General features: G+C 69.0%; 30 protein-coding genes. 17 read left to right on the top strand and 13 right to left on the bottom strand.

Features of this window, described 5'->3' with window-relative positions:
* Positions 1-30: 30 nt before the first annotated feature.
* From RBB84_RS14340 to RBB84_RS14330, 3 genes are read right to left on the bottom strand one after another with little or no spacing between them, the layout of a single operon-like run.
* Complete coding sequence (locus RBB84_RS14340) at positions 31-888, bottom strand: polyphosphate kinase 2 family protein (RefSeq protein ID WP_019291166.1); 858 nt, start codon at positions 886-888, stop codon at positions 31-33.
* Positions 889-943: 55 nt separating this feature from the next.
* Positions 944-1,297, bottom strand: coding sequence for a DUF4873 domain-containing protein (locus RBB84_RS14335; protein WP_019291167.1), 354 nt, complete (start codon positions 1,295-1,297; stop codon positions 944-946).
* Positions 1,298-1,341: 44 nt separating this feature from the next.
* Positions 1,342-2,085, bottom strand: coding sequence for a TetR/AcrR family transcriptional regulator (locus RBB84_RS14330; protein ID WP_033096132.1), 744 nt, complete (start codon positions 2,083-2,085; stop codon positions 1,342-1,344).
* 96 nt (positions 2,086-2,181) lie between these two features.
* Between RBB84_RS14330 and RBB84_RS14325 the strand changes: the two genes are divergently transcribed.
* The 6 genes from RBB84_RS14325 to RBB84_RS14300 all read left to right on the top strand — a co-directional run bounded on the left by RBB84_RS14325 (position 2,182) and on the right by RBB84_RS14300 (position 7,348).
* A complete protein-coding gene (locus RBB84_RS14325) occupies positions 2,182-3,453 on the top strand; it encodes a DUF445 domain-containing protein (protein WP_174556268.1) in 1,272 nt (423 codons plus the stop codon).
* A 61-nt stretch (positions 3,454-3,514) separates the two neighbouring features.
* A complete protein-coding gene (locus RBB84_RS14320; protein WP_006552384.1) occupies positions 3,515-3,991 on the top strand; it encodes a helix-turn-helix transcriptional regulator in 477 nt (158 codons plus the stop codon).
* The gene (locus RBB84_RS14315) at positions 3,988-4,902 is read left to right on the top strand and encodes a hypothetical protein (protein WP_019291170.1); all 915 of its coding nucleotides are present in this window, start codon (positions 3,988-3,990) and stop codon (positions 4,900-4,902) included. The genes RBB84_RS14320 and RBB84_RS14315 overlap by 4 nt, the downstream gene beginning before the upstream one ends.
* 64 nt (positions 4,903-4,966) lie before the next feature.
* Positions 4,967-5,257 carry a DUF2516 family protein gene (locus tag RBB84_RS14310; protein ID WP_024101750.1) on the top strand — a complete coding sequence of 97 codons (291 nt, stop codon included), beginning with the start codon at positions 4,967-4,969 and terminating at the stop codon, positions 5,255-5,257.
* An 89-nt stretch (positions 5,258-5,346) separates the two neighbouring features.
* Positions 5,347-6,270, top strand: a complete 924-nt coding sequence (locus tag RBB84_RS14305; RefSeq protein ID WP_019291171.1) for a diiron oxygenase — start codon at positions 5,347-5,349, stop codon at positions 6,268-6,270.
* Between the two features lie 67 nt (positions 6,271-6,337).
* Positions 6,338-7,348 carry an alpha/beta hydrolase gene (locus tag RBB84_RS14300; RefSeq protein ID WP_230826450.1) on the top strand — a complete coding sequence of 337 codons (1,011 nt, stop codon included), beginning with the start codon at positions 6,338-6,340 and terminating at the stop codon, positions 7,346-7,348.
* Between the two features lie 95 nt (positions 7,349-7,443).
* On the opposite strand, the gene purU is transcribed toward RBB84_RS14300, so the two are convergent.
* The 3 genes from purU to RBB84_RS14285 form a co-directional block, all read right to left on the bottom strand.
* Positions 7,444-8,331, bottom strand: coding sequence for a formyltetrahydrofolate deformylase (gene purU / locus RBB84_RS14295; RefSeq protein ID WP_006552379.1), 888 nt, complete (start codon positions 8,329-8,331; stop codon positions 7,444-7,446).
* Positions 8,332-8,407: 76 nt separating this feature from the next.
* Positions 8,408-9,280, bottom strand: a complete 873-nt coding sequence (locus RBB84_RS14290; RefSeq protein ID WP_033096131.1) for a class I SAM-dependent methyltransferase — start codon at positions 9,278-9,280, stop codon at positions 8,408-8,410.
* Positions 9,277-9,810, bottom strand: coding sequence for an N-acetyltransferase (locus RBB84_RS14285; RefSeq protein WP_006552376.1), 534 nt, complete (start codon positions 9,808-9,810; stop codon positions 9,277-9,279). Before RBB84_RS14285 ends, RBB84_RS14290 begins: the two co-directional genes overlap by 4 nt.
* A 194-nt stretch (positions 9,811-10,004) precedes the next feature.
* On the opposite strand from RBB84_RS14285, the gene deoC reads away from it, so the two are divergent.
* Positions 10,005-10,670, top strand: a complete 666-nt coding sequence (gene deoC, locus RBB84_RS14280) for a deoxyribose-phosphate aldolase (protein WP_033096130.1) — start codon at positions 10,005-10,007, stop codon at positions 10,668-10,670.
* A gap of 38 nt (positions 10,671-10,708) precedes the next feature.
* Here the strand turns inward: deoC and RBB84_RS14275 are convergent, their stop codons facing one another.
* On the bottom strand, positions 10,709-11,461 hold the full coding sequence (locus RBB84_RS14275; RefSeq protein WP_033096129.1) for a DUF2993 domain-containing protein: 753 nt from the start codon (positions 11,459-11,461) through the stop codon (positions 10,709-10,711).
* 104 nt (positions 11,462-11,565) lie between these two features.
* Here RBB84_RS14275 and RBB84_RS14270 point away from each other — a divergent pair, with 104 nt between their 5' ends.
* Positions 11,566-12,183 (top strand): type IV toxin-antitoxin system AbiEi family antitoxin, encoded by a 618-nt coding sequence (locus RBB84_RS14270; RefSeq protein WP_006552373.1) that lies wholly within the window; start codon positions 11,566-11,568, stop codon positions 12,181-12,183.
* 35 nt (positions 12,184-12,218) lie between these two features.
* Here the strand turns inward: RBB84_RS14270 and RBB84_RS14265 are convergent, their stop codons facing one another.
* From RBB84_RS14265 to RBB84_RS14255, 3 genes are all read right to left on the bottom strand, one after another.
* Positions 12,219-13,028, bottom strand: coding sequence for a methylase (locus RBB84_RS14265; protein ID WP_033096128.1), 810 nt, complete (start codon positions 13,026-13,028; stop codon positions 12,219-12,221).
* A 3-nt stretch (positions 13,029-13,031) separates the two neighbouring features.
* The gene (locus RBB84_RS14260; protein WP_033096127.1) at positions 13,032-13,532 is read right to left on the bottom strand and encodes a DUF2505 domain-containing protein; all 501 of its coding nucleotides are present in this window, start codon (positions 13,530-13,532) and stop codon (positions 13,032-13,034) included.
* A gap of 75 nt (positions 13,533-13,607) precedes the next feature.
* Positions 13,608-14,117: a DUF2505 domain-containing protein gene (locus RBB84_RS14255; RefSeq protein WP_006552370.1), complete on the bottom strand. Its 510-nt coding sequence runs from the start codon at positions 14,115-14,117 to the stop codon at positions 13,608-13,610.
* Positions 14,118-14,188: 71 nt separating this feature from the next.
* Here RBB84_RS14255 and RBB84_RS14250 point away from each other — a divergent pair, with 71 nt between their 5' ends.
* The gene (locus RBB84_RS14250) at positions 14,189-15,235 is read left to right on the top strand and encodes a UDP-N-acetylmuramate dehydrogenase (RefSeq protein ID WP_033096126.1); all 1,047 of its coding nucleotides are present in this window, start codon (positions 14,189-14,191) and stop codon (positions 15,233-15,235) included.
* A gap of 143 nt (positions 15,236-15,378) precedes the next feature.
* Here RBB84_RS14250 and RBB84_RS14245 read toward each other — a convergent pair whose 3' ends face one another.
* Complete coding sequence (locus RBB84_RS14245) at positions 15,379-16,128, bottom strand: SDR family oxidoreductase (protein WP_006552368.1); 750 nt, start codon at positions 16,126-16,128, stop codon at positions 15,379-15,381.
* Between the two features lie 83 nt (positions 16,129-16,211).
* Between RBB84_RS14245 and RBB84_RS14240 the strand changes: the two genes are divergently transcribed.
* Together RBB84_RS14240 and RBB84_RS14235 are read left to right on the top strand one after the other, a co-directional pair.
* Positions 16,212-16,889 (top strand): TetR/AcrR family transcriptional regulator, encoded by a 678-nt coding sequence (locus RBB84_RS14240; RefSeq protein ID WP_033096125.1) that lies wholly within the window; start codon positions 16,212-16,214, stop codon positions 16,887-16,889.
* A 408-nt stretch (positions 16,890-17,297) separates the two neighbouring features.
* On the top strand, positions 17,298-18,497 hold the full coding sequence (locus tag RBB84_RS14235; RefSeq protein WP_231911932.1) for an ROK family transcriptional regulator: 1,200 nt from the start codon (positions 17,298-17,300) through the stop codon (positions 18,495-18,497).
* A 15-nt stretch (positions 18,498-18,512) separates the two neighbouring features.
* Here RBB84_RS14235 and RBB84_RS14230 read toward each other — a convergent pair whose 3' ends face one another.
* Complete coding sequence (locus tag RBB84_RS14230) at positions 18,513-19,607, bottom strand: tocopherol cyclase family protein (protein WP_052039929.1); 1,095 nt, start codon at positions 19,605-19,607, stop codon at positions 18,513-18,515.
* Between the two features lie 185 nt (positions 19,608-19,792).
* Between RBB84_RS14230 and RBB84_RS14225 the strand changes: the two genes are divergently transcribed.
* From RBB84_RS14225 to RBB84_RS14200, 6 genes are all read left to right on the top strand, one after another.
* A complete protein-coding gene (locus tag RBB84_RS14225; RefSeq protein WP_033096123.1) occupies positions 19,793-20,986 on the top strand; it encodes an MFS transporter in 1,194 nt (397 codons plus the stop codon).
* 5 nt (positions 20,987-20,991) lie between these two features.
* Positions 20,992-21,894, top strand: a complete 903-nt coding sequence (locus tag RBB84_RS14220; protein WP_033096122.1) for an alpha/beta hydrolase — start codon at positions 20,992-20,994, stop codon at positions 21,892-21,894.
* Positions 21,891-23,225, top strand: coding sequence for a D-inositol-3-phosphate glycosyltransferase (mshA, locus tag RBB84_RS14215; protein ID WP_006552362.1), 1,335 nt, complete (start codon positions 21,891-21,893; stop codon positions 23,223-23,225). Before RBB84_RS14220 ends, mshA begins: the two co-directional genes overlap by 4 nt.
* Positions 23,222-23,776 carry a YbjN domain-containing protein gene (locus RBB84_RS14210; protein WP_006552361.1) on the top strand — a complete coding sequence of 185 codons (555 nt, stop codon included), beginning with the start codon at positions 23,222-23,224 and terminating at the stop codon, positions 23,774-23,776. The genes mshA and RBB84_RS14210 overlap by 4 nt, the downstream gene beginning before the upstream one ends.
* A gap of 444 nt (positions 23,777-24,220) precedes the next feature.
* Positions 24,221-24,550 (top strand): transglycosylase family protein, encoded by a 330-nt coding sequence (locus tag RBB84_RS14205; RefSeq protein ID WP_006552360.1) that lies wholly within the window; start codon positions 24,221-24,223, stop codon positions 24,548-24,550.
* Positions 24,551-24,797: 247 nt separating this feature from the next.
* The gene (locus tag RBB84_RS14200; protein WP_033096121.1) at positions 24,798-26,384 is read left to right on the top strand and encodes an AMP-binding protein; all 1,587 of its coding nucleotides are present in this window, start codon (positions 24,798-24,800) and stop codon (positions 26,382-26,384) included.
* 122 nt (positions 26,385-26,506) lie between these two features.
* Here the strand turns inward: RBB84_RS14200 and RBB84_RS14195 are convergent, their stop codons facing one another.
* A complete protein-coding gene (locus tag RBB84_RS14195) occupies positions 26,507-26,680 on the bottom strand; it encodes a hypothetical protein (protein ID WP_197481783.1) in 174 nt (57 codons plus the stop codon).
* Between the last annotated feature and the right edge of the window lie 63 nt (positions 26,681-26,743).

Genomic DNA, 26,743 nt, shown 5'->3' with positions numbered 1-26,743 from the left:
GTGACATCACGACTCTGCGAGTCTGTGACATCACGACTCTGCGAGTCGGCGCTTCTCCGTTTCGATGTCGAAAGTCGGCTCCGGCCAATCGAGGTCGAGACGTTCGAACGCGTCGATGAGCAGTTCCGTCACCGCGAGGCGGCTGTACCACTTGCGGTCGCACGGTACGACGTACCAGGGCGCCTCGTCGGTGCTGGTCCGATCCAGCACGTCCTGATAGGCCTGCTGGTACTGCGGCCACAGGGCGCGCTCCGAGACATCGCTCGGGTCGTACTTCCAGTGCTTGTCGCGGCGCTCGAGGCGCTCGGCGAGGCGCTTCTTCTGCTCGTCCAACGAGACGAACATCGCGACCTTCACGATGGTCGTGCCCTCCCGGACGACTTCGCTCTCGAACCGGTTGATCTCGTCGTAGCGTCCGCGCCAGACATTCTCCGGCACCAGTGATCTCACCCGCGCGACCAGCACATCCTCGTAGTGCGACCGGTCGAAGACGCCGAGCTGACCGTTGCGGGGGAGGGCCTTCGCGATCCGCCACAGGAAGTGGTGCCGCTTCTCCTCCTCCGTCGGCACCCCGAAGGCCTTATGGTCGACGCCCTGCGGGTCGATTTGGCCGACGACGTGACGCACCATGCCGCCCTTCCCGGCGGTGTCCATGCCCTGCAGGATCAGCAGCACCGAGCGGGTGCCGCCGGTCCGCCCCTCGGCGAACAGCATCTCCTGCAGATCGGAGAGGATGGCACCACGTTCGGCGAACAGACGTTCGCCGAGCGCCTTGTCGCCGTCGAATCCCGGGGTGCCGTTCGTGTCGATGTCGGCGACGCGGGTCTCGGGCGTCGCCCGGAGGGCTTCGACGATCGATGCGGGCCGGAAGACGTCGTCCTTCGTCATCCCGCCAGCGTGTCACACGCAGGCGTCATCGGGCGTGTGCCACACGCAGTCGTGATCAGGCGGGATCGACACCGTCGGTCTCGGTTGGCAGAGGGTAGGGCGGTCGCGAGATGCCGTCGACCATGTGGCTGCCCCACAGGTCGACCTCCGAGATGCGGGCGGTCGCGGTCTCGGGGGCGTCGGGCACCGTAATCGTCACGGTGGTGCCGGGGGCGGGCGAGGCGTCTGCTCCGAGGGTCTCGGCGAGCCTGCGGAGCCGGCCGCGCCACACATGCCGGCCGAGCAGGGGGTCGAACCGTCCGGAGATCTCGACGTCGACGGCGACCGTGCGGTTGCCCACGGTGACCTCGGCGGGACCGCGGTAGCCGGGATCGTCCTCGTCGTGCAGGTCGTCGGCGTGGTCGCTCATGTCCGCACTATACATGCAACTTCGAGTAACAGTAAAGGTGTCGATCAGGGAGTGGTCGACGACTCCGGCAGGAGTGGATGCGGTTGCGACTTGAAGCGCACCGGAGATCCGGCGACTCCGGCGATGCCGTTCATGCCGCCCCAGATCATCATCGTCAGATAATCGATCAGGTCCTCGGCGGTCATCGACTTGTTCGAGATCCACCAGTGCGTCGCGAGCTGGATGCCGCCGACGATTCCGTACGCCCACGGCACGGCACCACCCGAATCCATCTCGAGCAGCCGCAGCCGTTCCCCGAGGACGGTAGCGACGAGCTCGGCGATCATCCGCTCCGAATCGGCCACCACGTCGCGCCCCGCCGACGCGCTGTTGCTCATCACGTACAGATAGAGCTCGGGATCGTCGGCGACGGTCTCGACGTAGGCGGTGATCGCCTCCCGGGTGAGCTCGTACTCGTCGAGATCCTCCGCGACCGCCGCGTAGATCCGGGGAGCGAGGACCGTCTCGACGTACCGCAGCATCGTCGCGGTCGTCAGGTCGCTCTTGTCGGTGAAGTAGCGGTAGAGCACCGTCTTCGACACGCCGATCTCGGCGGCGATCTCGTCCATGCCGATCTCGTGGCCGCGGGAGCGGATCGCGTTGATGGTGCCGTCCACGAGCTCTTCCCGGCGGGCGATCTTGTGCTCGTGCCAGCGCCGTTTGCGGCCGTCCTGCTTCACGGGCGGGGCGGCCTCGCTCGAGGTCGTGGTCGAAGTCGTCTGCGGTCTGCTGGACACTGTGTGGCACATCCGTTCGGTTTCGATCGTCGGCTCAGTCTACGATCCGGCCCCCCGTCCTTCAGAACTCGAGGGCGATCCGTCCGCCGAGTGCCGACTTTCGGCACAATCGATCGGGTGCAGCTCCTGACGACCGACGACGAGATCAAACGCCGAGAACTCCGCCGTATGAAGGCGGTCGCGACCGGCTTCCTCGTCGCCGCCGCGATCATCTATCTCTTCTGTCGCTGGCAGGAAACCCGCGGCGCCGGCGCATGGGTGGGTTACGTGCGCGCGGCTTCCGAGGCCGGCATGGTCGGCGCGCTCGCCGACTGGTTCGCCGTGACCGCCCTGTTCCGGCACCCACTACGGATACCCATCCCGCACACGGCGATCATCAAGCGGAAGAAGGACCAGCTCGGCGCCAACCTGAGCTCGTTCGTCGGAAACAACTTCCTCGCACCCGAGGTGGTGTCGGCCAAGGTCGAGTCGGCGCAGATCCCGCTGCGGGTCGGTACCTGGCTCGCCGAACCCGAGAACGCCCAGCGTGTGGCCAAGGAGACGTCGACGGTCCTGCGCGGCGTGGTCGGAATCCTGCGCGAGGACGACATCCAGCAGATCATCGACCACACCATCGTCAAGCGGATCGCCGAACCGGAATGGGGACCGCCCATCGGGCGTGTCCTCACCGAACTCCTCGCCGAGAACCGCCACCTGCCGCTCGTCGACATGCTCGCCGAACGCGCGCACCAGTGGGCGCTCGGGAGTCAGGAGACCATCGACCGCGTGATCAGCCGCGACTCGCCGTCGTGGTCGCCGAAGTTCGTCGACCTGCTGCTCGGCGAGAAGATCCACCGCGAACTCGTGGAGTTCACGTGGAAGGTGCGGTCGAATCCCGATCACGAGGTGCGGCTCGCGGTCAACAAGTTCCTCGCCGACTACGCCCGCGACCTGCAAAGCGATCCCGTGACCATCGCCAAGGCGGAGAAGGTCAAGGCCGAGATCATGGGCCGCGACGAGATCACCGGGCTCGCCGCGGCGACCTGGCGGACGGCCAAGCGGATGATCCTCGACTCGGTGGACGACCCGAACAGCACCCTGCGCACGAAGATCGCGGAGAACGTCATGGCGTTCGGCATCCGGGTGCGTGAGGACGCCGAGCTGCGCACCAAGATCGACGGTTGGTTGCTCGACGCGGTGCGTTTCGTCGCGTCCAACTACGCCGACGAGATCACCTCCGTCATCCGCGAGACGGTCGAGCGCTGGGACGCCGAGGAGGCCAGCCGCAAGATCGAACTCGCCGTGGGTCGCGACCTGCAGTTCATTCGCATCAACGGCACGGTGGTCGGCTCACTCGCCGGGTTGACGATCTACACGGTCTCGGAGTTGCTGTTCGCGTGACGACGGTCACGTGCTAGCAAGGTGCTTGCTGTAGCTAGCACTTGTCCGTAGACTGGTCGGTGTGTCCACGGAACCAGATCCGATCGAGGGCTCGGACACGCCGGACGACAGCGCCGGACCGGGGGATATCGCCGTTCGGGTGGTCAACAACGCCGCCCAGGACATCGGTGCCTTCATTCGGTCGCAGCGCGAGGCTGCGCAGGTGTCGCTCCGCCAGTTGTCGCAACTGGCCGGTGTCAGCAACCCGTACCTGAGCCAGATCGAACGGGGCCTGCGCAAGCCGTCCGCGGAAGTGCTCGCCCAGATCGCCAAGGGGTTGCGGCTCTCGGCCGAGGTTCTCTACGTGCGAGCGGGGATCCTCGAGCATCGAGCGGAGAGCGCCGTGCGCGACGCGGTGCTCGTCGACACCGTTCTCACCGAGCGGCAGAAGCAGGTCCTGCTCGACATCTACGACTCGTTCTGCCGAGAGAACCAGCAGAACACCGGCGAGGCCCGGCCCGACCATCCGACAGACTTCGACGAGGAGAAAACTCCATGACCGATCCCACCAACATCCGTACCTCCCTCTACGCCGCGGTCGGTGCCGGCGACGCCGTCGTCCAGGCCGTCGCCGACCTCGTGGCCCAGGCGCGCCGACGTGCGGAGACCAACCGCACCGAGGTGGCCGAGCGAGTCGAGACCGCCCGCGACCGCTTCGCGACCCTGCCCGCCGATCTCACCGAGACCGTCGAGTCCCTCCGCGAGCGTCTCGCCGAACTCCCGGCCGAGCTGCCCGAGGAGATCGCGGAGCTGCGCGAGCGCTTCGGCACCGAGGAGCTGCGCAAGGTCGCCGAGGCGTACCTGAAGGTCGCCTCCGACCTCTACACCGCACTCGCCGAGCGCGGTGAGGAGACCATCGAGCGTCTGCGCTCCCAGCCGGCCCTCGAGGACGGCCTCGGTCGCGCCGAAGCCGTGCTCGGCGACGCCGCCGACCTCACCGAGGAAGCCCTCGGGACGGTGGCCCGCCGGACCCGCGAGGTCGGCGAGCAGGCCGCTAAGCTCGCGGGTCGCGCGGCCGGCCGCATCTCCGAGACGAGCGACGAGGTGAGCGAGGCCGTGTCCGACGCCGGCGACAAGGCCGCCGAGCGCGTCGTCGAGCTCGGTGAGCGTGCCGAAGAGACGGGCTCCGAGACCGCCGGACGGGTCGAGTCGGCCCGCGGCGAGGTCCGCGAAGCGGCCGACAAGGCTGCGGAGAAGGTCGAGTCGGTGGCCACCCCGGTCGAGCCGGTCGAGGTCACCCCGGCCAAGGCTCCGGCCAAGAAGACTCCCGCCAAGGCTCCGGCGAAGGCCCCGGCCAAGACGGTTGCCAAGACGCCCGCCGCCAAGGCTCCGGCCAAGACCGCCGCCAAGACCCCGGCGAAGAAGACCCCTGCCAAGAAGGCGGCTCCGCGCAAGACCAGCGGTTCCTGACCTGCAGTGATCGATCGGCCCTCGTGCGAACTCGCACGAGGGCCGATTCTCGTAGACTGGTGTGGTGACCAATGTCGATTCACTTGCCGGTCTGATCATCCTCGCGCTGCAGATCATCGCCATCGCCGGGGCGGGATTCGCGCTGTTCCACGTCGTGCGTCAGCCCGCCGAGGCGTTTCCGGCCGTCGACAAGCTGACCAAGCCCGTCTGGCTCGGCATCCTCGTGGCCGCGTTGCTCGTCCTCGTCGTCTTCGGCGCGGTGGGTCTGCTCGGGATCATCGCGGTCGTCGCCGTGTGCGTGTACCTCGTGGACGTCCGTCCGCGGGTCGAGGAGGTCCAGCGCCCTCGGTGGTAGGGGGTCGGGCCTCCCTTTCGCTTGACAAGTGTGATCCAGATAATGACACTTCGGGTAACGGATAATTTTCCGAGACGAGGTGATCGGCGATGACGCTCTTGCGAAAGCACGACAGCCTGCCGGGTGAACACTCCACGGATCACCGGCAGGAGACCGCGCAACGCCTGCTCGATTCGTCGGCGCGGCTCTCCTACGATCCCGAGCTCGAGATCGACTGGGACGCGCCGCTCGTGGACGGCAAGTACGGCATGACCCCGGAGTGGTGCAGTCTCTACGGCACCGACCTGTGGGAACGCATGTCGGAGGACCAGCGCATCACCCTCACCGAGCACGAGGCCGCGAGCATCGCCGGCACCGGGATCTGGTTCGAGATGATCCTCATGCAGATGCTCGTCCGCGATCTCTACCGGCACGATCCGGCAACCCCCTACGTGCAGTTCGGGCTCACCGAGATCGCCGACGAATGCCGGCACTCGATCATGTTCGCGCGGTCGGCGCAGCGATACGGCATCCCCTCCTACCGGCCCAAGCGTTGGATCCGCGAGACCGGCCGGCTGTTCAAGGCCGTCGCGCGCGGCGCCCTCGCCTACGGCGGCACCCTGTTCGCCGAGGAGATCCTCGACATGATGCAGCGCGATTTCATGCGCGACGAGCGGGTGCAGCCCATCACCCGGACGGTGAGTCACGTCCACGTCGTGGAGGAGTCGCGGCACATCCGCTACGCCCGCGAGGAGACACGCAGGCGCTCGGCCCGGCTCGGACGTCTCGAGCGGGCATGGATCCGGATCCACCTCGGGGTGAGCGCGTACTTCGTCGTCACCAGCCTCGTGAACGACCAGGTCTACGCCGCGGCCGGACTCGACGTCGCCGAAGCGAAGAAGGCCGCACAGGAGAACATGCACTACCACGACAAGCTCCGTCAGGGCACTCGCCGCACGGTCGAGTTCCTCGACGAGGTGGGACTGATCGGCGGTCCGTCCACTCTGCTTCTGCGTCGCGCGCACGTCCTGTGACGTCGCGCTGCTCCACCGAACCGACAGGAGAATTCCACCCGTGAGAAAGCCGTCCCCGACCGCGTCGATCGCCGCGGGCTCGATCGTCCTCGCTGCCGCGGCGACCACCGCCGTGCTCGTCCGCCGGCGTCGTCGGACGGTCGTCCGTACCGAGGACGTCGCCCCGCACGAGCTGCTGCGCGAACCGGAACTCGAACCCGAGATCCTCGACGTCCGCGCCGACGACGGTGCCCGGCTGAACGTGCTCGCCTATGGCGACGCGGACGCTCCCGTGCTGGTGTTCTGTCACGGCTGGACGTGCAACGCCGCGTACTGGACCCCGCAGATCAACGCCTTCGCGGAGAACTACCGGGTGGTGGTCTACGACCAGCGCGGGCACGGCGACAGCGAGGCCGGGGCGCGGACGCTGGGAGCAGACGTGCTCGCCGACGATCTCCGGACGGTCCTCGACGCTGTGGTCCGGCCCGGTTCGAAGGCCGTGCTCACAGGTCACAGCATGGGCGGGATGAGCATCATCGCGTGGGCCGAGAAGTACCCGGAGAACGTCGGCCGCACGGTCGCAGGCGTGCTGCTCGCGAGCACCGGCACCGACCGGCTGGTCGCGGACTCGGCGATCGTGCCGCTGCCGCAACGCTTCCCGCGGGTGCCGGTGCCCGTCGCGAGCCGGCTCATGGGTGCGACCGTCCCGTTGGCGGCGTCCCCGGTGACGACGCGGGCCCTGCGCTACGTGGCCCTGTCGCCCGGTGCGAGCGCCGCCGAGGTGCAGTTCTGCGAGAAGATCGTGCTCGGCTGCCCGCCGCGCACGCGGGGCGGCTGGGGCAGGGCACTGAGTGCCCTCGACATCCGTGAGGGTCTGCGCAATCTCACCGTGCCGACGACGGTGCTGGTCGGCACCGCCGACCGTCTCACCCCGCCTGTCCACGCCCGGCGTCTCGCCGAGGAACTCGACCGTGCGGGCAACCTCGAACGTTTCGTGGTGCTCGACGGCATCGGCCACATGAGCTCGGTCGAAGCGATCGACCGGTTCGACGAGGAGCTCGCGCACCTTGTCGAACGAGCCGGTGTGCCCGTCGGCTGAGCCGATCACTCGCACGCACGTCGGCTGAGCCGATCACCCACGCACGAAAGACCGGTCCATCCGCTCGCGGGTGGACCGGTTTCGGCTCGGGGGATCTACCGGAAGACGACGGTCTTACTGTCGTGCACCAGCACCCGATCCTCGAGGTGCCAGCGCAGACCGCGCGAGAGGACCAGCTTCTCGACGTCGCGGCCCTGACGGACCATGTCGCTGACGCTGTCGCTGTGACTGACGCGGATGACGTCCTGCTCGATGATCGGGCCCGCGTCGAGTTCGGCGGTGACGTAGTGGCAGGTCGCGCCGATGAGCTTCACGCCGCGCGTGAAGGCCTGGTGGTAGGGCCGTGCGCCGATGAACGACGGCAGGAAACTGTGGTGGATGTTGATCGCGCGGCCGGCCCAGTGCTCGCACAGTTCCTCCGGGAGCACCTGCATGAACCGGGCGAGGACCACCGCGTGCGGGTCGTGGGCGTCGACGAGCTTGCGGACCTGCTCGAAAGCCGGTCCGCGCTCGGCGGGATCCTTCGGGAACGACACGTAGTGGAAGGTGATGCCGTGTCGCTGCGCGACCGGTTCGAGATCGCGATGGTTGCCGATGACCGCGCAGATCTCGGCGTCGAGTTCCCCTGCGGCGACCCGTCCGAGGATGTCGTGCAGGCAGTGCCCTTCCTTGCTGACGAGCAGGACGACGCGCTTGCGCTTGCCGGTGTCGGAGAGCGTCCATTCGGTCTGCGGGCCGATGTCGGCGGCGACGCTCGCGAACTTCTCGCGCAGCTCGTCGAGTCCGAACGGGATCGACGACGCCCGGACGGCCTGCCGGGTGAAGAACCAACCGGTGTCTTGATCGGCGTGGTAGGCCGCCTCGACGATCGAACCACCGACCTCCGCGAGGAAGGTCGCGATGCGGGCGACGATCCCGGTGGTGTCCGGGCAGCCCAGGGTCAGAACGTAACGTCGATCGTCGGCGGATGAGGCGAGCGTCATGCCCCGATTCTCTCAGGTGACACACGGCGTCCTACTTCCGGTCGGCCCTGCTCCCGGTAGACCCTGGCTCCGGTCGTCAGCCCGAGACCGGAGGACGTCGAACCGTACCCGTGGCGACGAGAGTGGTCGCATCGATCGTGCGCAGTCCGCGTGCGGTGACCTCCTCGGCGATCTGCTGCCGCACCGCCGCCACCTGCCCGGAGTCGAGCCCGGTCAGCACCGCGCGCAAACCGGCGCCCGTTACGAGCGACCAGCACAACTCCTCCGTCGCCGGAAGGAGATTCGACAGGGTGCGGACCTCCACGGAATCGGTTCCGGCGTCCGCGAGCCACGCCTCGAGTGTGTCCGGAGTGTCGATCCGGTGCAGGGGTGTGCGGTCGCGCAGGACGCCGCGCTCGCGCAGCCCGGGGGAGTAGCGCGACGCGACATCGAACACGATCGACGAGAACTCCTCCATCGCGCCGCGTCGCCAGACCGTCACGCCGGCGCGTCCGCCCTGCCTCACGAGCGAGACCAGACGCCAGAAGGTTCGGTCCATGTCCGGGAGGAAGAACACCCCGTAGGAGATCGACAGCACGTCGTAGCCGGCGTCGGGTACGTCCGACGGTGCCTCCCACTGCGAGGCGTCCGCACAGACGAATTCGATGTTCTTCAGGCCGCGGCGTTCCGCGGTCAGGCGGCCGTGTTCGAGCATCTTGTCGGCGACGTCGACGCCGTGGACGAGACCTTCGGGTCCGACGGCGGCGGCGGCGGGAAGCGCGGACGATCCCGTTCCGCAACACGCGTCGAGCACCGCCTCGTCGGGGGCGACGCCGAGCTGGAAGACCAGTGCCTGCCCGGCCGGTCCCCACACCGTCGGGGTCAGCTCGTCGAAATCCCCGCTCGCCGCGTCGAAGGTGCGTGCGGTCTCGGCGGAATCGGCCCAGGGGTTCTCGGGATCGTCGTTCATGCCTGCTCCTCGAAGGCGTAGAACGGCTCGGCGTACCGAAAGGTGCCCCGCAGCTCGGGGTCGTGTGCCGTGAGCGCCCGTGCCTGGAAGTGGGACGCCCACTCCTCGACGTCGGGGGAGATCCCGAGTTCGGCGGCGGGCACGAAACCGAAGCGGGGGTAGTAGTCGGGATGTCCGAGCAGGAGCACGATCGACTCGTCCAGGGCATCCGCCGCACCGAGCACGGCGTGCATGAGAGCGGCGCCCACGCCGGAGCGCTGGAAATCGGGACGGACACCGAGTGGACCGAGGCCCAGGGCAGGGGTGGCGCCGACGTGACCCCGGGTGGCGACGACCTGGCCGACGATCGCGCCCGAGGCGTCCTCGGCCACGAGCGACAACGGCGGCAGCCATGCGTCGCTCGCCCGCAACGACGCGACCAGACCGGGCTCGACCGGCTCGCGACCTTCCGGGGCGAACGGCGCGAACGCGGCGCGATGCACGTCGGCGGTCGCACGGACGTCGGCGGGGAGTTCTCGACGGATCAGCACGCGATCATTGTCGTGGCCGAAGCGGTGCGGCGGTATCGAATTATCGCCGTCTGCTGTTCCTCCGGACCACCACGACGGCCACAACTGCGACGAGAAGCGCGATCACCAGGATTTCCATGGGAATCGACTACCCGGCACGGGGCGAAGCCTGCTGAGCACGGCCGTCGGATCTCGCCGTGTGGAAAGCTGCAGTCATGTCCGGAACTACGTTGACCCGCGCGCAGGTCGCGTCGATGATCGACCACACCCTCCTCAAGCCCGAAGCGTCCTCGCAGGACGTGCGGGCCCTCGTCGACGAAGCCGTCGAACTCGGCGTGTACGCGGTGTGCGTGTCGCCGTCGATGCTGCCCCTGCGGGCCGAGGGGGTCACGGTCGCGACGGTCGTCGGTTTCCCTTCCGGCAAGCACCATTCCCTCATCAAGGGCGCCGAGGCGCGACTCGCCGTCGACGAGGGCGCACGCGAGATCGACATGGTGATCGACGTGGGCGCAGCGGTGGCCGGCGACTACAACGCCGTCCTCGCCGACATCCTCACCGTGCGTGAAGCGATCGGTTTCGACCCTGTCCTCAAGGTCATCATCGAATCCGCGGTGCTCTGCGACGAGGCGATCGTCGAGGTGTGCCGCGCCGCGGAGAAGGCCGGGGCGAACTTCGTGAAGACCTCCACCGGTTTCCATCCCGCGGGTGGCGCCACCACCCACGCGGTCGCGCTCATGGCGGAGACGGTGGGCGGCAAGCTCGGCATCAAGGCGAGCGGCGGCATCCGCACCGCCGAGGACGCGGTCGCAATGATCGAGGCCGGAGCGACGCGACTCGGACTGTCCGGCAGCCGCGCGGTGCTGGACGGGCTGCAGAGCTGACGACAGCTCTCGACGGTCTGCCGGACCGGCCTCCTCGCTCACGACAGGAGGCCGCAGCTGCCCTCCTGCTGTTGCTGCTGCTGTCCCTGCGGGGCCTCCGGCAGCACGAAGCGGCCACCCTCGAGGCGGAGATCGATACCGCTGTCGGTGACGTTCACCTCGGTGGCCTGCATACCCAGCGGGTACTGCTGCAGACCTGAGGTCAGGATCTCCACGACGCCGTCGACGAGGGCCGTCGGGAGCCCGATGCCGAGGATCGTCGCGTCGGTCGTCTCGACCGTCACCACACCGCCGTTCACCACCGGTCGCGCGGTGAACTCCGCGAGACCCTGGCCGCCGACCGTGAACGTCAGGGTGCCCGCGTTCTCGTCGGCCGTGACATCGGTGACGAGGCCGCCGACCGACTGGCTCTGCACGGTCGCGAGGATCCCGGAGGTGGGCCACGAGACGTCGGCACTCGAGCTGCCGATGGTGCCGGCGCCCTCGGCGGAGTCGCGCAGGTCGACGTCGTTGACCTCGGCGTGCACCTGCATCTGCTGGGCCGGACCGAAGGCGGTGTCGTCGCTGTCGAGAGCGACCGAGGGAACCTGCCGGTCGAGCAGCTGGAGCAACACCGGCTTCCAGCTCAGGTCGACGTCGACTCCCGTGCCGAGCTCGCTCTCGAAGGACTGGGCGAGGCAGGCCGTCGCGCGGTTGCGGACGTAGACCTCCGCGCCCACCAGGACTGCGACCAGCGCCGCGACGAGAACGACGGCGATCGTGACGGTGCGGTTGCGCTTCCGTTGCGTCATGGTCGCCGATTCTTCCGGACGACGCTGAGGATCGACTGAGCACACGGCCACAGGATGAGGAAAATATGTGAGGTGTACCACATTCTTCGGCTACGCTGGGCGCCATGACAGGGTGGACGGATTCAGGTTACGACGCAACCGGGCGGGCCGATGCCGACGACTCGCTGCGGCGCCTCGCCGCCACACAAGCCGGGTTCTTCACCGCACGCCAGGCCGTCGGTCACGGAATAGCAGCTCACGACTTCGCGGAACGCATCGAGGCGGGACTGTGGATCCGCGTCGAGACCGAACTGTTCCGCCTCAGCGACAGCCCACGGACGAAGTTCGACGAATTCGCCCAATGGTGCACCTGGTACGAGGGGGAAGCGGTCGTCTCGCACCAGAGCGCCGCCGACCTGCACGGCATGGGCCACCTGCAGCCCCGCTTCCTGCACCTGTCCACACCCGACCAGCGCACCGTGCCGAGCAACCGGCTCGCGCTGCATCACCGGACGCTGGCAGAGGAGGACTGCGAGGTCGTCGGGGCCTTCCGGATCACCACACCCGCCCGCACCGCGGTCGACCTCGCGGCCGGCGGCGTGTCCCAGGAAGTGCTCGACGAACTCGTCGGCGACGCGATCGCGCTCGGCCGGGTCGACTCCGACCAGCTGCACGCCGCCGTGGCGAACCAGCCGGCCGCGGTGGCCGACCGGATCGAGCTCGCGCTCCTCGCCGCGGGCTGACCGACCGGAGCGACGACGAACTCGGACAGACGGTCTCAGACCGCGACCAGCTCGGATGCAACGGATGCGCCGGCGGGCGCGACCGCGTCCCATGGCACCGTCAGCACGCAGTCACGCAGACGGCGGCGGGGCGGAGACACCGGGAAGCCCTGATCTCGCAGCAGCTCGAGCGTCGCCTTCCATCGGATCCGCGGCCCGAACGCCGCGTGCGGAGCGCTCGTCGCCCACGCCCGGTCGGCCGCGCGGAGCAGCGCGTGGATCGGCTCGCCCGGGACGTTCCGGTGGATCAGCGCCTTCGGCAGCCGTTCGGCGACGTCGGACGGTCTCTCCACGTGGAACGGGCTCCACGCCAGGGTCAGCGAACGGGGACCGTGCTCGTCGAGGAGCACCCAGGCGCAGCGCCGGCCCAGCTCGTCGCACGTGCCGTCGATGAGCAGGCCGCCGGGAGCGAGACCGGAACGCAGGTGCGCCCACGCCGGTTCGACCGCCTCCTCCGGATACTGCCGGAGCACGTTGAAGGCCCGGACCAGGGTCGGGCGCAGGCCCGCGAGCTCGAAGCCGCCCCGGGCGAACTCGACACCGTCGCGGCCCGGGACCACACGGTCCGGATCGATCTCGAGACCGACCACGCGCAGATCGCTGCGGACCCGACGCAGGCGCGCGGCGAGTTCGAGGGTCGTCACCGGCATGGCGCCGTAACCCAGATCGACCACCAGCGGGTCGGTGGCGTGCGTCAACGCCCTCATGATGTGGGGGTCGTGCATCGCCCAGCGGTCGCTGCGGCGCAGCCTGTTGATGCCGGTGGTGCCGCGCGTGACGACACCGACGGGTCCTCGATTCCGCACGCGCTACCGACCGGCGAGCCAGTCGGCGGTGATGGCCGCTTCGGTGCGGAACACGTCGACGAGATTGGTGAGGATGAGTTCTTCGAGTTTGCCGCCGACGAACGGGATGTGCACCTTGGCCTCGGAGGTGGTGCGGAGCGTGGCGCCATGGTCGTCGCCGAAGAGCTCCATCGTGCCCGTGAGGCTACCCGGACCGCCGGGGATCGACGCCTGGTAGGTGCCGGTCGCGCCGTCGGTGAACGGCCCGTAGTTCTCCTTGCGCGTGATGACCATGTCCTTCTTGATCACCGTGCGGGCGATCTCCGGCAGGTCGGAACGCGGCAGGACGTGGTGCAACACCAGCGCGATGCCCGATTCGGAGACCGTGAACTCGCGGACGTGGTTCTCCGAGTACTTGCGCATCTCGGTCATCCGCGCTTCCCAGTGGGCGGGGTCGGCGAGAGCCTCGTACACCCGCTCCGGTGGATGAGGGAAGCGGGCGGAGTAGTCGATACGCCGTGCCACGACCGGCCAGGTTACCGCGCCGGACGGCCTGCCCGGAAATCGCGACCGTCCACGGAGAGCTCAGCGGGGGTGCGATCAGGCCGAGTGGTCCCCGTTCAACCACTGCTCGGTGAAGGTGCGCTCCGCGTCGAACAGCTCGACGAGCTGCTCGACGATCATCCCCTCGATCTTGGAACCGAGGAACGGGATCTTCACCTCGACGGTGCCCTCGATGACGACGGACGAGCCCGCGCCGTCGGCGATGAGCGTCATCCCACCGGTGACCTCGCCGGGCATGCCGTCGACGTGGGCCGAGAACCTGCCCTCGGCGCGGCCGTCGGCGAGCGCTCCCCACGATTCGTGACGCCGGATGACGAGATCGCCCGGGCGGAGGCTCGTGACCATGCTCGGCAGGTGTTCGGCCGGGATGGCCTGATGGAGGTCGAGCTCGATCGTGCCGTCGCCGGTGTCGGCGCGTTCGACCGCCGCACCCGGGCCACCGACCTCACGCAGCCGGGTCTGCCAGTACTGCGGATCGACGAACGCCGCGTGGACCGCAGCAGGCGGGGACGAGTAGTTCGCAGTGTGGTCGATAGGGCTGCCCATACGGGGCACGCTACCGTTTGCTGGTGCTTGATCCACGTACCAGGGCCCGGCTCGTCGAAACGGGAGCCACGGTGTCCGAGCAGGTGTCGCTGTCGGAATTCACGACCCTCCGGCTCGGTGGCCCCGCCCGGTATCTCGTCGAATGCACGTCCACCGCGTCGTTGATCGAGGTCGTGCGCCTGCTCGACGAGCAGGAAGTGCAGCTGCTGCTCCTCGCGGGTGGCTCCAACCTCGTGATCGGCGACGACGGCTTCGACGGCGTGGTGGTGCGTGTCGCGACCACCGGTGTCGAACTCCGCGACGACCACGTCCGGGTGGACGCGGGAGCCGAATGGGACGCCGTCGTCGCGGCCACCGTGGAGGCCGGCCTCGGCGGCCTCGAATGCCTGTCGGGCATCCCCGGCTCCACGGGAGCGACGCCGGTGCAGAACGTCGGCGCGTACGGCGTCGAGGTGGGCTCGATCCTGCGTCGCGTCCGCCTGTTCGACCGCGCCACCGGCCAGGACTCGTGGGCCGGCCCCGAGGCACTCGGTCTCGGCTACCGGACCAGCATCCTCAAGCACACCGACGCAGCGGTCGTCCTCGAGGTGGAACTGGACGTGCGGAGCGACGGTTCGTCCGCACCCCTCGCATACCGGGAGCTCGCTGTCGCGCTGGGTGCGGAGGAGGGCGAGCGCCGGCCGGCGGCGCAGGTACGCCAGCACGTGCTCGCGTTGCGCCGCAGCAAGGGCATGGTGCTCGACGCCGACGACCATGACACCTGGAGCGCCGGATCGTTCTTCACGAATCCCGTCGTCCCCGACGACCGCCTGCCGCAGGTGCTCGCGGCCATCGCGGCGAAGGTGGGGGAGGACGTGCGCATCCCGCAGTTCCCCGCGGACGGCGGCACCAAACTGTCGGCCGGATGGCTCATCGAGCGGGCCGGTTTCGTGAAGGGTTTCCCCAGCGCCGACGCACCGGCGCGGTTGTCGACGAAGCACACGCTGGCGCTCACCAACAGGGGAACGGCATCGGCCGCGGACCTCGTGGCGCTGGCGCGGACGGTGCGCGACGGCGTCGAGGACGCCTTCGGGGTCCGTCTGCATCCCGAACCCGTCACCGTGAACTGCGTGATCTGACGGACGGCCCGCCCGTCGCCCCCGGTCGAACACCCCGAAGGCGGTGGCGGGATCGAAGACCAGCTCCCGCCCACCCACGGTGACCGTGACAGTACCGACGGGGGTGGGCGCGACCGCCTCGCCGCGCCCACCACCGCGGTGGGTCAGTCGGTGACGCGGTGGAACCGGCCGGCATTGGCCTGGTCGCGCGGCTTGACGATGATCTGGTCGAGGTTGACATGCGACGGCCGCGACGCGACGAAGCCGATGATGTCGGCGATGTCCTGGGCGACGAGCGGGGTGATGCCCTCGTACACCTTGTCGGCCCGATCCTTGTCGCCCTCGAAGCGCACCAGCGAGAACTCGGTCTCGACCGCGCCCGGCGCGACTTCGGTGAGGCGGACGGGCTGTCCGAGCAGTTCGCCGCGCAGCGTGCGGTGCAGCACGGCCTGCGCGTGCTTCGCCGAGGTGTAGCCGGCGCCGTTGTCGTAGGCCTCGAAGGCCGCGACCGAGGTGATGGTGACGATCAGGCCGTCGCCCGAGGCGATGAGCTTGGGGATCAGCGCCTTGGTGATGCGCATGGTGCCGATGACGTTGGTCTCCCACATCCAGCGCCAGTCGTCCTCGACGGCCTCGGCCACCGGTGCGAGTCCCTTGGCGCCACCGGCGTTGTTGACCAGCACGTCGACCCGCGGCAGCACCGTGGTGAAAGCGTCGACCGAATCCTCGTCGGTGACGTCGAGCTCGAGCGCGGTACCGCCGATCTCGTCGGCGAGCTTCTGCAGGCGGTCGAGGCGGCGTGCGCCCACCACGACGTGGAAGCCCTGTGCGGCGAGCGTGCGGGCGGTCGCCTCGCCGATTCCGGAGGAGGCTCCGGTGACGACGGCGACGCGGGAATCGGGAGAGATGCTCATGGGGGCAATCGTAGTGTCGGGCACCGGATGCCGCCGTACGTCCCGGCCTGCGAAGTCCTTTCCGTGCGGCTACCCTGCGGCGTATGACCACCACCCGCGGTCGATACAGTTCGGGCGAACAGACCCGGATCCGGCTCGTCGAAGCCGCTGAGCGACTCTTCGCCCGCAGTGGATACGACGGGGTCACCCTCGCCGACATCCGCAAGGCCGCCGGACAGCACAACTCGTCCGTGGTCGGTTACTACTTCGGCACCAAGGAGGGGTTGCTCGAGGCGGTCTTCTCCCACCGGTTGCCCGCCCTGAACTCCCAGCGGGAAGCGCTCCTCGCCGAGATGCTGCGGACGCGGGAGACCCTCTCGGTCCGCGACCTGCTGTGGGTGATCATCCGCCCCCTGGCCGGCACGCTCGGCCGCAACAACCACTACGTCGCCTTCCTCGACCGGCTGTCGAACCACGACCGGTTCGCCGAGTGCTTCCGCGTCACCGGACCGACGGGAACCGAGAGCGGCCGCCGGTCCGACACCGCGCTACGGACCCTGCTCGGGCCGTTGCCCGACGATATCGCCGGGCAGCGTCTGCGGCTGGTCTACTCCGGCACCGTCGGTGCGCTGGCGCGGTGTCACCGTGCAGGCGAATCACCCACCACGGCAGAACTCGCCGCGCTCGTCGACGCATGGGAGGCGTTGTTGCTCGCCCCGGTGTCGGCGGAGACCGCGCACGCACGCGGGGACGTGCAGGAAGATTTCCCACCGGATCGGTGAGGATTGGACACGACGCGGTTCGGGCGATAGTTTGAGCGACATGTCAGTCGGCCACGCCTCCGCACCGCGGGTCACCTATGTGACCGCCGCGCTGGGATCACGGCTGCCTCTGGCGCGCGAACTCTGTTGTCGCTGCTGCGGAAAGTAACTCCGCACCGATCCCGCCCTCGTTGTGCGGGTCCGTCTCCGATCATGTTCTCCACGTCGGGGTCTCGGTGCGTCGATCGTCTCCCGCCCGTTCTCCGGTCATCACGTCCGGATCAGCAGCCAAGGATCAGCGCCGTGTCGGTTCCCACTCTCTCGCCGTCCGTTTCCCTTCCCTCGCGGTCGTCCGCGCCCCGTCGCGCCGCCGGTTCCGCCGTCCGTGGATCCACGCGTGCGACGGTCGTCCGTCCCCGCACCTCCCGTGTGTCGAGCCCCGTCAGGATCGTTCCGCCGGACCTGCGTATCGCCGACGGCACCGGGGCGTCGGTCTTCCGTGTCGCCGCCAACCGCGGCCCCGTCTCGCGCGACGTGATCGCCAAGGTCACCGGTGCGAGCATCGCCACCGTCAATCGTCAGGTGTCGGCCCTGCTCTCGGCAGGTCTGCTGCGTGAGCGCGCCGACCTGACCGAACCCGGCGCGGTCGGCCGGCCGCGTGTTCCCGTCGAGGTCGACCACGAGCGGTACCTGACGGTCGGCATTCACATCGGTGCCGTCACCACCGGCATCGTCGCCAGCGACCTGCGCGGTCGCATCATCGGCGCCGTCGAGGTCCCCACGCCGACCGGCGACCAGGACGCCGCGCTCGCGTCGATCACCGCGAGCGCCAAGGCCTTCGCCGGGCGGTGGCACCGTCGCGCCCCGTTGTGGGTCGGCGTCGCACTCGGCGGGCGGGTGGACTCGAACACCGCCGTCGTCACGCACCCGCGACTCGGCTGGGTCGACGCCCGGGTCGGCGCGATCGTCGGTGGCGGTATGAGGCTTCCGGTCTCGGTGGCCGCGCACGTCGAGGCGATGGCCGCCTCCGAACTGCTCCTCACCCCCGATCGCGACGCCCCCGAGGCCAAGGGCACCGGCCTGTACTTCTACGTTCGTGAGACGGCCGGTGTGGCAATCACTTTCGAGGGCAAGGTGCACACCCCTGCCGGCGGTCCGGGTTCGGTGACGCATTTCCCCACCGGTTCGTCGACCCGGTGCTCGTGCGGCGGCACGGGTTGCCTCGAGGCGACGGTGAGCGATCGGGCGGTCGTGCAGCGCGCGGTGGCCGAGGGCATCCTCGCCGACGGCGACAACACCATTCAGTCGCTCTACCGCCTCGCACGCGGCGGTTCCGAGGCCGCCCACGGTCTGCTCGTCGAGCGGGCCACCGTGCTCGGCCGCACCGTCGGAATGCTGCGCGACCTGTTCAATCCCGACCGTGTGATTCTCGGCGGACAGGCCTTCACCGAGTACCCGGCCGCGGTTCCGCACGTCGCCCGCGCGTTCGCCGCGTCGACCACCCTGCCGCGCAAGGACATCCGCATCACCGGCTTCGGCAACCGGGTGCAGGCCCACGCCGCGGGTGTCGTCTCGCTCAGCTCGTTGTTCTCGGATCCGATCGCGGCGATGAAGCGCACCGAACTCTGAGCGATCCCGTCGGATTCACACGCTCGGTGGGGCGTCCGTCGCGTCCGCAGCGGCGCCCCGCCGGTCGAGTTCCGCCCGGGCCCGGTCCAGCCCGCCGTGTTCGAGTGCGGCCGAGTGCGATTCGTCGGCCCACACCAGTTTCCCGCGTTCGTGGACCGTCACGGTCATGCGACCGCCGAGATGTTCGATCGAACCGGCGACGTTCCGTCGTTCCGCGGGCACGGGGACCGGCAGGACGTGTGCCGCTCCGAGGGGTGAACTTCCCGAGATCTCCACGCTCCAGCGGGCATTGCGGCCGCGCAGGTGCCAGCTCTCGTCGGTGACCGTCGCCCGGACCGGGGATGTGACGGGATTGCCCAGCCGCACGATGCGCCCGTCGGCTAGTGCGACGACGACCGCCGTGACCTCCGTGTGCAGCGGACCCGAATGCACCTGCCCGCCTGCGAACGCCACACACGCCTGCGGGTCGGCGAATCCCTGCGCCTGACCCCACCACCACGACTCGGGGAAACCACCCTTGCCCCAGTTCTTCTCGCCGTAGACCTGGGCGCCGGTCAGATCCCACTTCTCGTCGCCGAGGATCGCGTGCCCTTCCACCCGGCCGCCGAGCAGCCAGGAATGCCAGTACTGGTTGAGACCGGGGACGGAATGGAACACGCTCGACGCGCCGAAGCGGCGTCGCGGCCAGAGCCACAGATCCGACAACCGGATGTCGAGACGGGCGTCGTCGCCGAGATCCATCCACACGCGTTCGCTGTCGCCGCAGAAGACGTCGCCGGCCGATGCGCCGAGCCGATCGGGATCGGAAGCGGCCACCGGATGCGCGGCGGTGCGCAGGAAACCCCCGGGATGGGCGGCCAGACCGAGCGTCGCCCAGTGCGAGCCGGGCCCTCCCGAGTCGTCCGCACGGTTTACGCCGCACAGAGCGATGACGACGCGGCCGGTTCCGGGCTGGGTGAAGCGCCAGAAGTAACCCTCCATCGCGACGCCGTGCGCGGCGAGAGGATTCCCGAAGGGCAGATCCGCTCCCGACGCGCGGTAGCGGGTCCACAGACTCCTCGGTGAGAGTTCCTTCGGTGAGAGCCGCCCGTGTCGTTCGTGCACCGCCATGCCCGCTCCGTTCCGTAGATCCGTCCTGTCCGTTCCCCGGATGTACCCAGCATGGCCGTTCCCGTCACGGAACGTGCGGAATGGGGCGGCGACGTCCGGAGGTCGGGAGGTACCTGCACCTCGCGTGGTCGGTCGGCCATAACGTTGACCGGACCGGATCGGACCGAAGAGAACGCGAGAAGTACGTGACAGGAGAGAAGGGCGGCTCGTACCGCGAGTTGTTCGCAGCGTCGGGGGCAGCCGCGTTCTGCCTGGCGGGATTCGTGGCGCGCCTGCCGATCGCGATGGTCGGGATCGGCATCGTCACGATGTTCTCCCAGCTCGAGGGGAACTACGCGGTCGGCGGCGCACTGTCCGCGGTGTTCGCGCTGTCGTACGCCGTGCTCACCCCGCTCGTCTCCCGCGCGGTCGACCGGTACGGCCAGCGACGGGTCCTGCCCACGGCCGCGGCCGTCAGTGCGGTCGCCACCCTCGCGATGCTCGCCGGCGTCCGGTTCGAGGTGCCCACGGTGTGGCTGTTCGTCTGCGGGATCCCGGCGGGACTCATGCCCACGATCGGCGCGATGGTGCGGGCGCGGTGGACACAGCTCTACGGCGGCACCCCGCGACTGCGCACCGCCTTCGCGCTCGAAGCGGTGGTCGACGAGGTGTGCTTCATCGTCGGCCCCGTCCTGTCGGTGGGCCTGAGCGTGGCAGTCTTCCCCGAGGCCGGCCCGCTGCTCGGCGCCGTCCTGCTGCTCGTCGGCACCCTCGCCCTCGCGGCGCTGCGCAGCACGGAGCCTCCCGTGCAACCGCACACCGACGACCGTGCGCGGACGAACATCCTGCGCATGCCCGTCCTCCTGTCGATCGTCGTGGTTATGGTCGCGATGGGTGTCGTCTTCGGGGTGATCGATGTCGCGGCCGTCGCGTTCACGGCCGAACAGAACTCTCCGGGATCGGCCACCTTCGCGCTCGCGCTGTTCGCGACGGGTTCGGCGACGAGCGGCCTGATCTTCGGTAGCCGGGTGGGATCGAGTGCTCCGACCCGCCAGTTGTTCGCCGCCACCGGCACTCTCGCCGTCCTGCTGTGCCCGTTGCTGCTCGCCGGTTCGGTGCCGATGCTCACGGTGCTGTACTTCGTTGCCGGATGCGCGATCTCACCCATCATGATCGTGGCGACATCGCTGACGCAGCAGATCGTGCCGCCCGACCGGCTCACCGAGAGCATCACCTGGACGGTCGCGGGTCTCGGCGTCGGCGTCGCCGCGGGTTCGGCGCTGGTGGGACAGGTCATCGACCGGACCGACGCCGGCACCGGATATCTCGTGGCGGTTGCCGCGGGCATCCTCGCGGTCACCTGTGCCGGCGGGATCCATGTGCGAGCACGGTTAGAGTGACGCGCATGGCAGTTCGTGAAGTGGCCGGTATCGACGGCACCTCCCTCGTCTATCGCGCATTCGGCTCCGAGACGGCACCGGTTCTGGTGTTGCTCCACGGGTGGGCGCAGTCGTCACAGTGCTGGGGCGACGGGGTTCTCGACGCACTCGCCCGCGACTTCCGGGTGGTCGCCGTCGACCTGCGCGGACACGGTTATTCGCAGGCCCCCGAGACCGGATACGCCGATCGCAGCCTGTGGGCCGGCGACCTCGCCGCGGTGCTCGCCGCCGAGAACGTCTCCGAGACGAACCCGGCGGTGCTGCTCGGCTGGTCGTACGGCGGCCTGGTGATCTGCGACTATCTCGCCGAACACGGCGCGGGAGCCGTCGCCGGCCTGGTTCTCGTGGGTGCCATCACGAGCATCGGCCGTGGCGAGAAGGGCGGACGCGTCGGTGCCTCGATGCGTGCCGCGATTCCCGCCGCGATGTCGGAGGACCCGAAGGAAGCGGTGCGCGCGCTCGGCTCCTTCGGCAACGCCCTCACCGGTCCCGTCGTCGAGGGCAGCGCTCTCCTCGAAGGCAAGGGTGCGGTGTCGCAGGCCTTGTTCGGCGCGAGCCTGTCCACCCCGCCGCGCGTCCGTGCGGCGCTGTTCGACCGGGCGGTGGGCAACGACGACCTGCTCGCCGGCCTGGACGTGCCGGTTCTCCTCCTGCACGGCGACGCCGACTCGGTCGTCGACGTCTCCGCGGCGCACCACGCGGCGTCGCTGCTGCGACGCGCCACGACCTCGATCTGGGAGGGCGTCGACCACGGTCCGTTCGTCGAAGATCCCCACCGATTCGTGTCGGAGGTCGGAGAGTTCGCTCGCACCGCGACGGCGGAGGCGGCGACACGCGAAGATCGGCAGCAGGGCAGTATGGAGGGGTGACGTCCCAGCCCAGCCGCCCGCACCGCGTGGCCGTGATCTCGGTCCACACCTCGCCGCTGGCGCAGCCCGGAACCGGGGACGCAGGCGGTATGAACGTGTACGTCCTGCAGACCGCCGTCGAGCTCGCGCGTCGCGGCGTCGAAGTCGAGATCTTCACCCGCGCGACCTCGTCGGCCGATCCGGCCGTCCAGCAGGCCGCGCCCGGGGTGCTCGTCCGCAACATCGAGGCCGGCCCCTTCGAAGGCCTCGACAAACACGACCTGCCGACGCAGCTGTGCGCTTTCGCTGCCGGCGTGCTGCGCGAGGAGGCACGGCACCCGCAGGGCTACTACGACCTGGTGCACTCGCACTACTGGTTGTCGGGGCAGGTCGGTTGGCTCGCCCGCGACCGCTGGGGTGTGCCGCTCGTGCACACCGCCCACACGCTCGCCGCGGTGAAGAACGCCTCGCTCGCCGAGGGCGACACCCCCGAACCCGCAGCCCGGCAGATCGGGGAACAGCAGGTCGTCGCGGAGTCCGACCGCCTGGTGGCCAACACCGCCGACGAAGCGGGGCAGCTCGAACGCATCTACGGGGCCGATCCCGCGAAGATCGACGTCGTCGCACCGGGCGCCGACCTGAACCGCTACCGGCCCGGCGACCGCGCGGCCGCCCGCGCCGAGCTCGGACTCGATCCGCGCGAGACCGTCGTGGCGTTCGTGGGCCGCATCCAGCCGCTCAAGGCTCCCGACGTGCTGCTCGAGGCCGCGGCGCGGGCCCTCGCCGACGACCCCGGCATGCCGCTGCGGGTCCTCGTCGTGGGAGGCCCGTCGGGAACGGGTCTCGAGCGCCCCGACGCGCTCATCGAACTCGCGTCCGCACTGGGTATCGCGTCGCGGGTCACCTTCCTCCCGCCGCAGCCGCCGGACCGTCTCGTCCAGGTCTACCGGGCTGCGGATCTCGTTGCGGTGCCGAGTTATTCGGAGTCCTTCGGTCTCGTCGCGATCGAGGCGCAGGCCTGCGGCACGCCCGTGCTGGCCGCGAACGTCGGTGGTCTCGGCGTCGCCGTGCGCGACGGGGAGACCGGCGTGCTCGTCGACGGGCACCGCATCGACGACTGGGCGACGGCGTTGCGGTCGCTCGTCGGCGATCCGGATCGTCTCGCCCGATTCGCGGCGACCGCGCCCGTGCATGCGGAGTCCTTCTCGTGGGAACACACCGCGGAAGGACTGCTCGACAGTTACCGACGGGCCGGGATGCGCCGCAACCGCGCCTTCGGTACCGGCGAGCACTCGCTGCGACGGCAGCGTGGAGTGTGGAAGTTGCGACGGACGAGGGGAGTCACGGCATGAGCGACCGGCTCATCGAACTGATCGAATCGACGCTGCGCGATCGCGAGCTCGAGTTCTCCGTCAAGGAGGGCGGGCACTTCGTCGTCGAGCTCCCGGGCGAGAAGAAGCTCAAGACGACCACGCTGCTCAGCGTCGGACAGCACGGTGTGCGGGTCGAGGCGTTCGTGTGCCGCAAGCCGGACGAGAACTTCGAATCGGTGTACCGCTACCTGTTGCGCCGCAACCGTCGCCTCTACGGCGTGGCGTACACGCTCGACAAGGTCGGCGACATCTATCTGGTGGGACGCATCGCCGCGCACGCGGTGACCCCCGAGGAGATCGACGCGGTCCTCGGGCAGGTCCTCGAGGCGGCGGACCACGACTTCAACATCATCCTCGGTATCGGGTTCATCACGTCCATCAAGCGCGAATGGGAGTGGCGGGTCTCGCGCGGCGAACCGTTGCGCAATCTCGAGCCGTTCCGTCACCTCATCGAGGAGGAGACCGGCACGCCGTTCGAGCCCGATGTGGACGACGACGAACCCGAGGATCGGCGCGAAGCGAACGGGTGACGGCGTTGCCGGACACCGTTATCTCGCCGTGAACATGTCCGGTTGGAGAGGTCTGCACGGCCGTATGGTGTGACCATCACCACAATCGAAATCCGCTGGAAACGTCCGGGAAACGGTGCGTTCCCGCGAAGCGACCTGGGGTTTTGTCGATCGCCGGTCCGGTTTCTCGCACAGCCGTACCGGAAAATCGACCCGTGACCTCGCCGTGATGAACCCTTACCGTCGATGTAGGCCCGATACCGACGGGCGTTACACACCGGCCCCGCAGCCGCTCGTTCCACCCCCGCGGGATTGTCGGATCCACAACCTGCCGAGGGGTGGAGCGAGAGAGCGACCGGGCGTGCGCGAGCACCGCACCGTGTCGCCGGCACCGACCGTCCAGCCCACATGTGGCGGACCCATTGCGTCGGGGGCCTCGCAAGCAGCCGGAAAGGATTCATCCACATGGCAAAGTTCACGATCAAGCGCGCCCTGGGCACCCTCGCTGCCTCCACTGCACTCGTTGCGACCCCGTTCGCTCTGGGTGCCGGTACCGCCAACGCCGCATCCGGCAACTGGGATGCCGTCGCACAGTGCGAGAGCGGTGGAAACTGGGCGATCAACACCGGTAACGGCTACTACGGCGGTCTGCAGTTCTCGCAGAGCACCTGGGAGGCCTACGGTGGCTCGGGAACCGCGAACAACGCCTCGCGCGAGGAGCAGATCCGCGTCGCCGAGAACGTCCTCGCCGGACAGGGCGTCGGTGCATGGCCGGTCTGCGGTCAGTACCTCTGACCGCAGCGCCCTCGGGCGTAGGGAGCGCAGCTCACACGACATCGTGAGCGCAGCTCCAGCAGCTTCCGAACCCCGCGTGCGATCCGTCGCACGCGGGGTTCGTGCTCTCCGGCAGGCGAACCGCGCCGGGAACGGTATCCTCGCAATCCTCACACAGCGCGTGTGACGGGCTTCACAACCGCTGCGGTAGTGTGGACTCGACCGAAAGTCGGCACGGCGTGCCAGCAGAATGCTCGGAGGATGAGTAATGAGTTTCCGCAGTCCCTTTCCCGACGTCGACATCCCGGCATCGAGTGTCTACGACTTCCTGTTCGGTTCGCTCGACGAGTCCGAGCTCGATCGACCCGCGCTCATCGACGGCGCGTCCGGCACCGTGACGGACTACCGCACGCTCGTGGCCCACATCGACGCCGTCGCCGGAGCGCTGGCCGCCCGGGGCATCGGTGTGGGGAAGGTCGTCGGGCTGCTCGCACCCAACGTGCCGGCCTTCGCCTCGGTCTTCCACGGCATCCTGAGGTCCGGCGCCACCGCGACCACGATCAACGCCCTCTACACAGCCGGGGAGATTTCGAAGCAACTCGACGACTCGGGGGCCGTGGCACTGTGCACGGTGTCCCCGTTCCTGCCGCAGGCGAAGGAGGCCGCCGCGGCCGCCGGGATCCCCGACGAGTTGCTCTTCGTGCTCGACGGCGCCGAGGGCCATCCGTCCCTGCGCGACGTGCTCACCGAGGGTTCACCGGCTCCCGCCGTCGAGTTCGATCCGGCCACCCACCTCGCGGTACTGCCGTACTCCTCGGGCACGACGGGCCGGCCCAAGGGCGTGATGCTCACGCACCGCAATCTCGTCGCGAACGTCTGCCAGATCACCCCGCGGATGGGTATCGCCGCCGACGACCGCGTGCTCGCACTGCTGCCGTTCTTCCACATCTACGGCATGACGGTGCTGCTGAACGCCGCGCTGTACAACCGCGCGTCGCTGGTGACGATGCCGAAGTTCGACCTCGTCGACTTCCTCACCTACATCTCGGAACACAAGTGCACGTACGTGTTCATCGCGCCGCCGGTCGCTGTCGCGCTCGCCAAGCACCCCCTCGTCGACCAGTACGATCTGTCGAGCGTGCACACGGTCTTCTCCGGTGCTGCACCGCTCGACAAGGAACTCGCCGGATCGGTCGCGAAGCGCTTGGGCTGCAACGTCCGGCAGGGATACGGCATGTCGGAGATGTCTCCCGTGTCGCACGCAATTCCCTTCGAGGACAACGAGACCGAACTCGATTCGGTGGGACCGACGATCGCGAACATGGAATGCAAGATCGTCGATCCCGCCACCGGCGAGGAAGTCGAATATCCCACCGGCGACGGCGTTTCGGCGCCCGGCGAACTGTGGTGCAAGGGACCGAACGTCATGGTCGGTTATCTCGGCAATCCCGAGGCCACGGCCGACACCCTCGACGAGGACGGCTTCCTCCACACCGGCGACATCGCCACGGTCGACGGGAAGGGTGCCGTCCGGATCGTCGACAGGCTCAAGGAACTCATCAAGTACAAGGGCTACCAGGTGCCGCCGGCCGAGCTCGAGGCTCTGCTGCTCACGCACCCGCAGATCGCCGACGCCGCGGTGATCGGCGTCCGTGACGCCGAGGGCGAGGAGGTTCCGAAGGCCTTCGTCGTCCGGCAGCCGGATTCGACGATCGACGAGGACGAGGTCATCGACTTCGTGGCCGCGCGGGTCGCGCCGCACAAGAAGGTCCGCCAGGTCGAGTTCATCGACACGGTGCCGAAATCCTCTGCGGGCAAGATTCTTCGGAAGGATCTGCGCGCCCTGAACGCCTGACGGGCGCACCGGCGACGTGTGGATCCCCGGGAGATCGTGTGTCTCCCGGGGATGCCGCTGTCCGGCCCCTGCTACGGAACCGCCGGGCCTCGACCTCTCGGGCCGTGGAGGACCCTGCCCGATCAGGCGAGCATGTGTGGTTGTCCCGCTCGGTACCGGTCGGCGTTGATGCGCCGCAAGGGTTCCAGTTCGGGCGGTTCGTGCAACTTGTACAGTGCCGGCGGTGCGGCGGGGGAGCCCGCAGTCTGGAGCAACGCACCCACCGCCGCCCGCGCCGATTCGTTCGCGCTCTCCATCGTCGCGAGGTCGATGTCGTTGCGGACGTAGTCGCCCGCGAGGAACAGGTTCGGGATCGCGGT

Origin of the sequence: Rhodococcus sp. D-6, from assembly GCF_040256695.1 — a bacterium.
Taxonomy (GTDB): Bacteria; Actinomycetota; Actinomycetes; order Mycobacteriales; family Mycobacteriaceae; genus Rhodococcus; species Rhodococcus pyridinivorans.
This window is presented reverse-complemented; position numbering and strand designations above follow the sequence as displayed.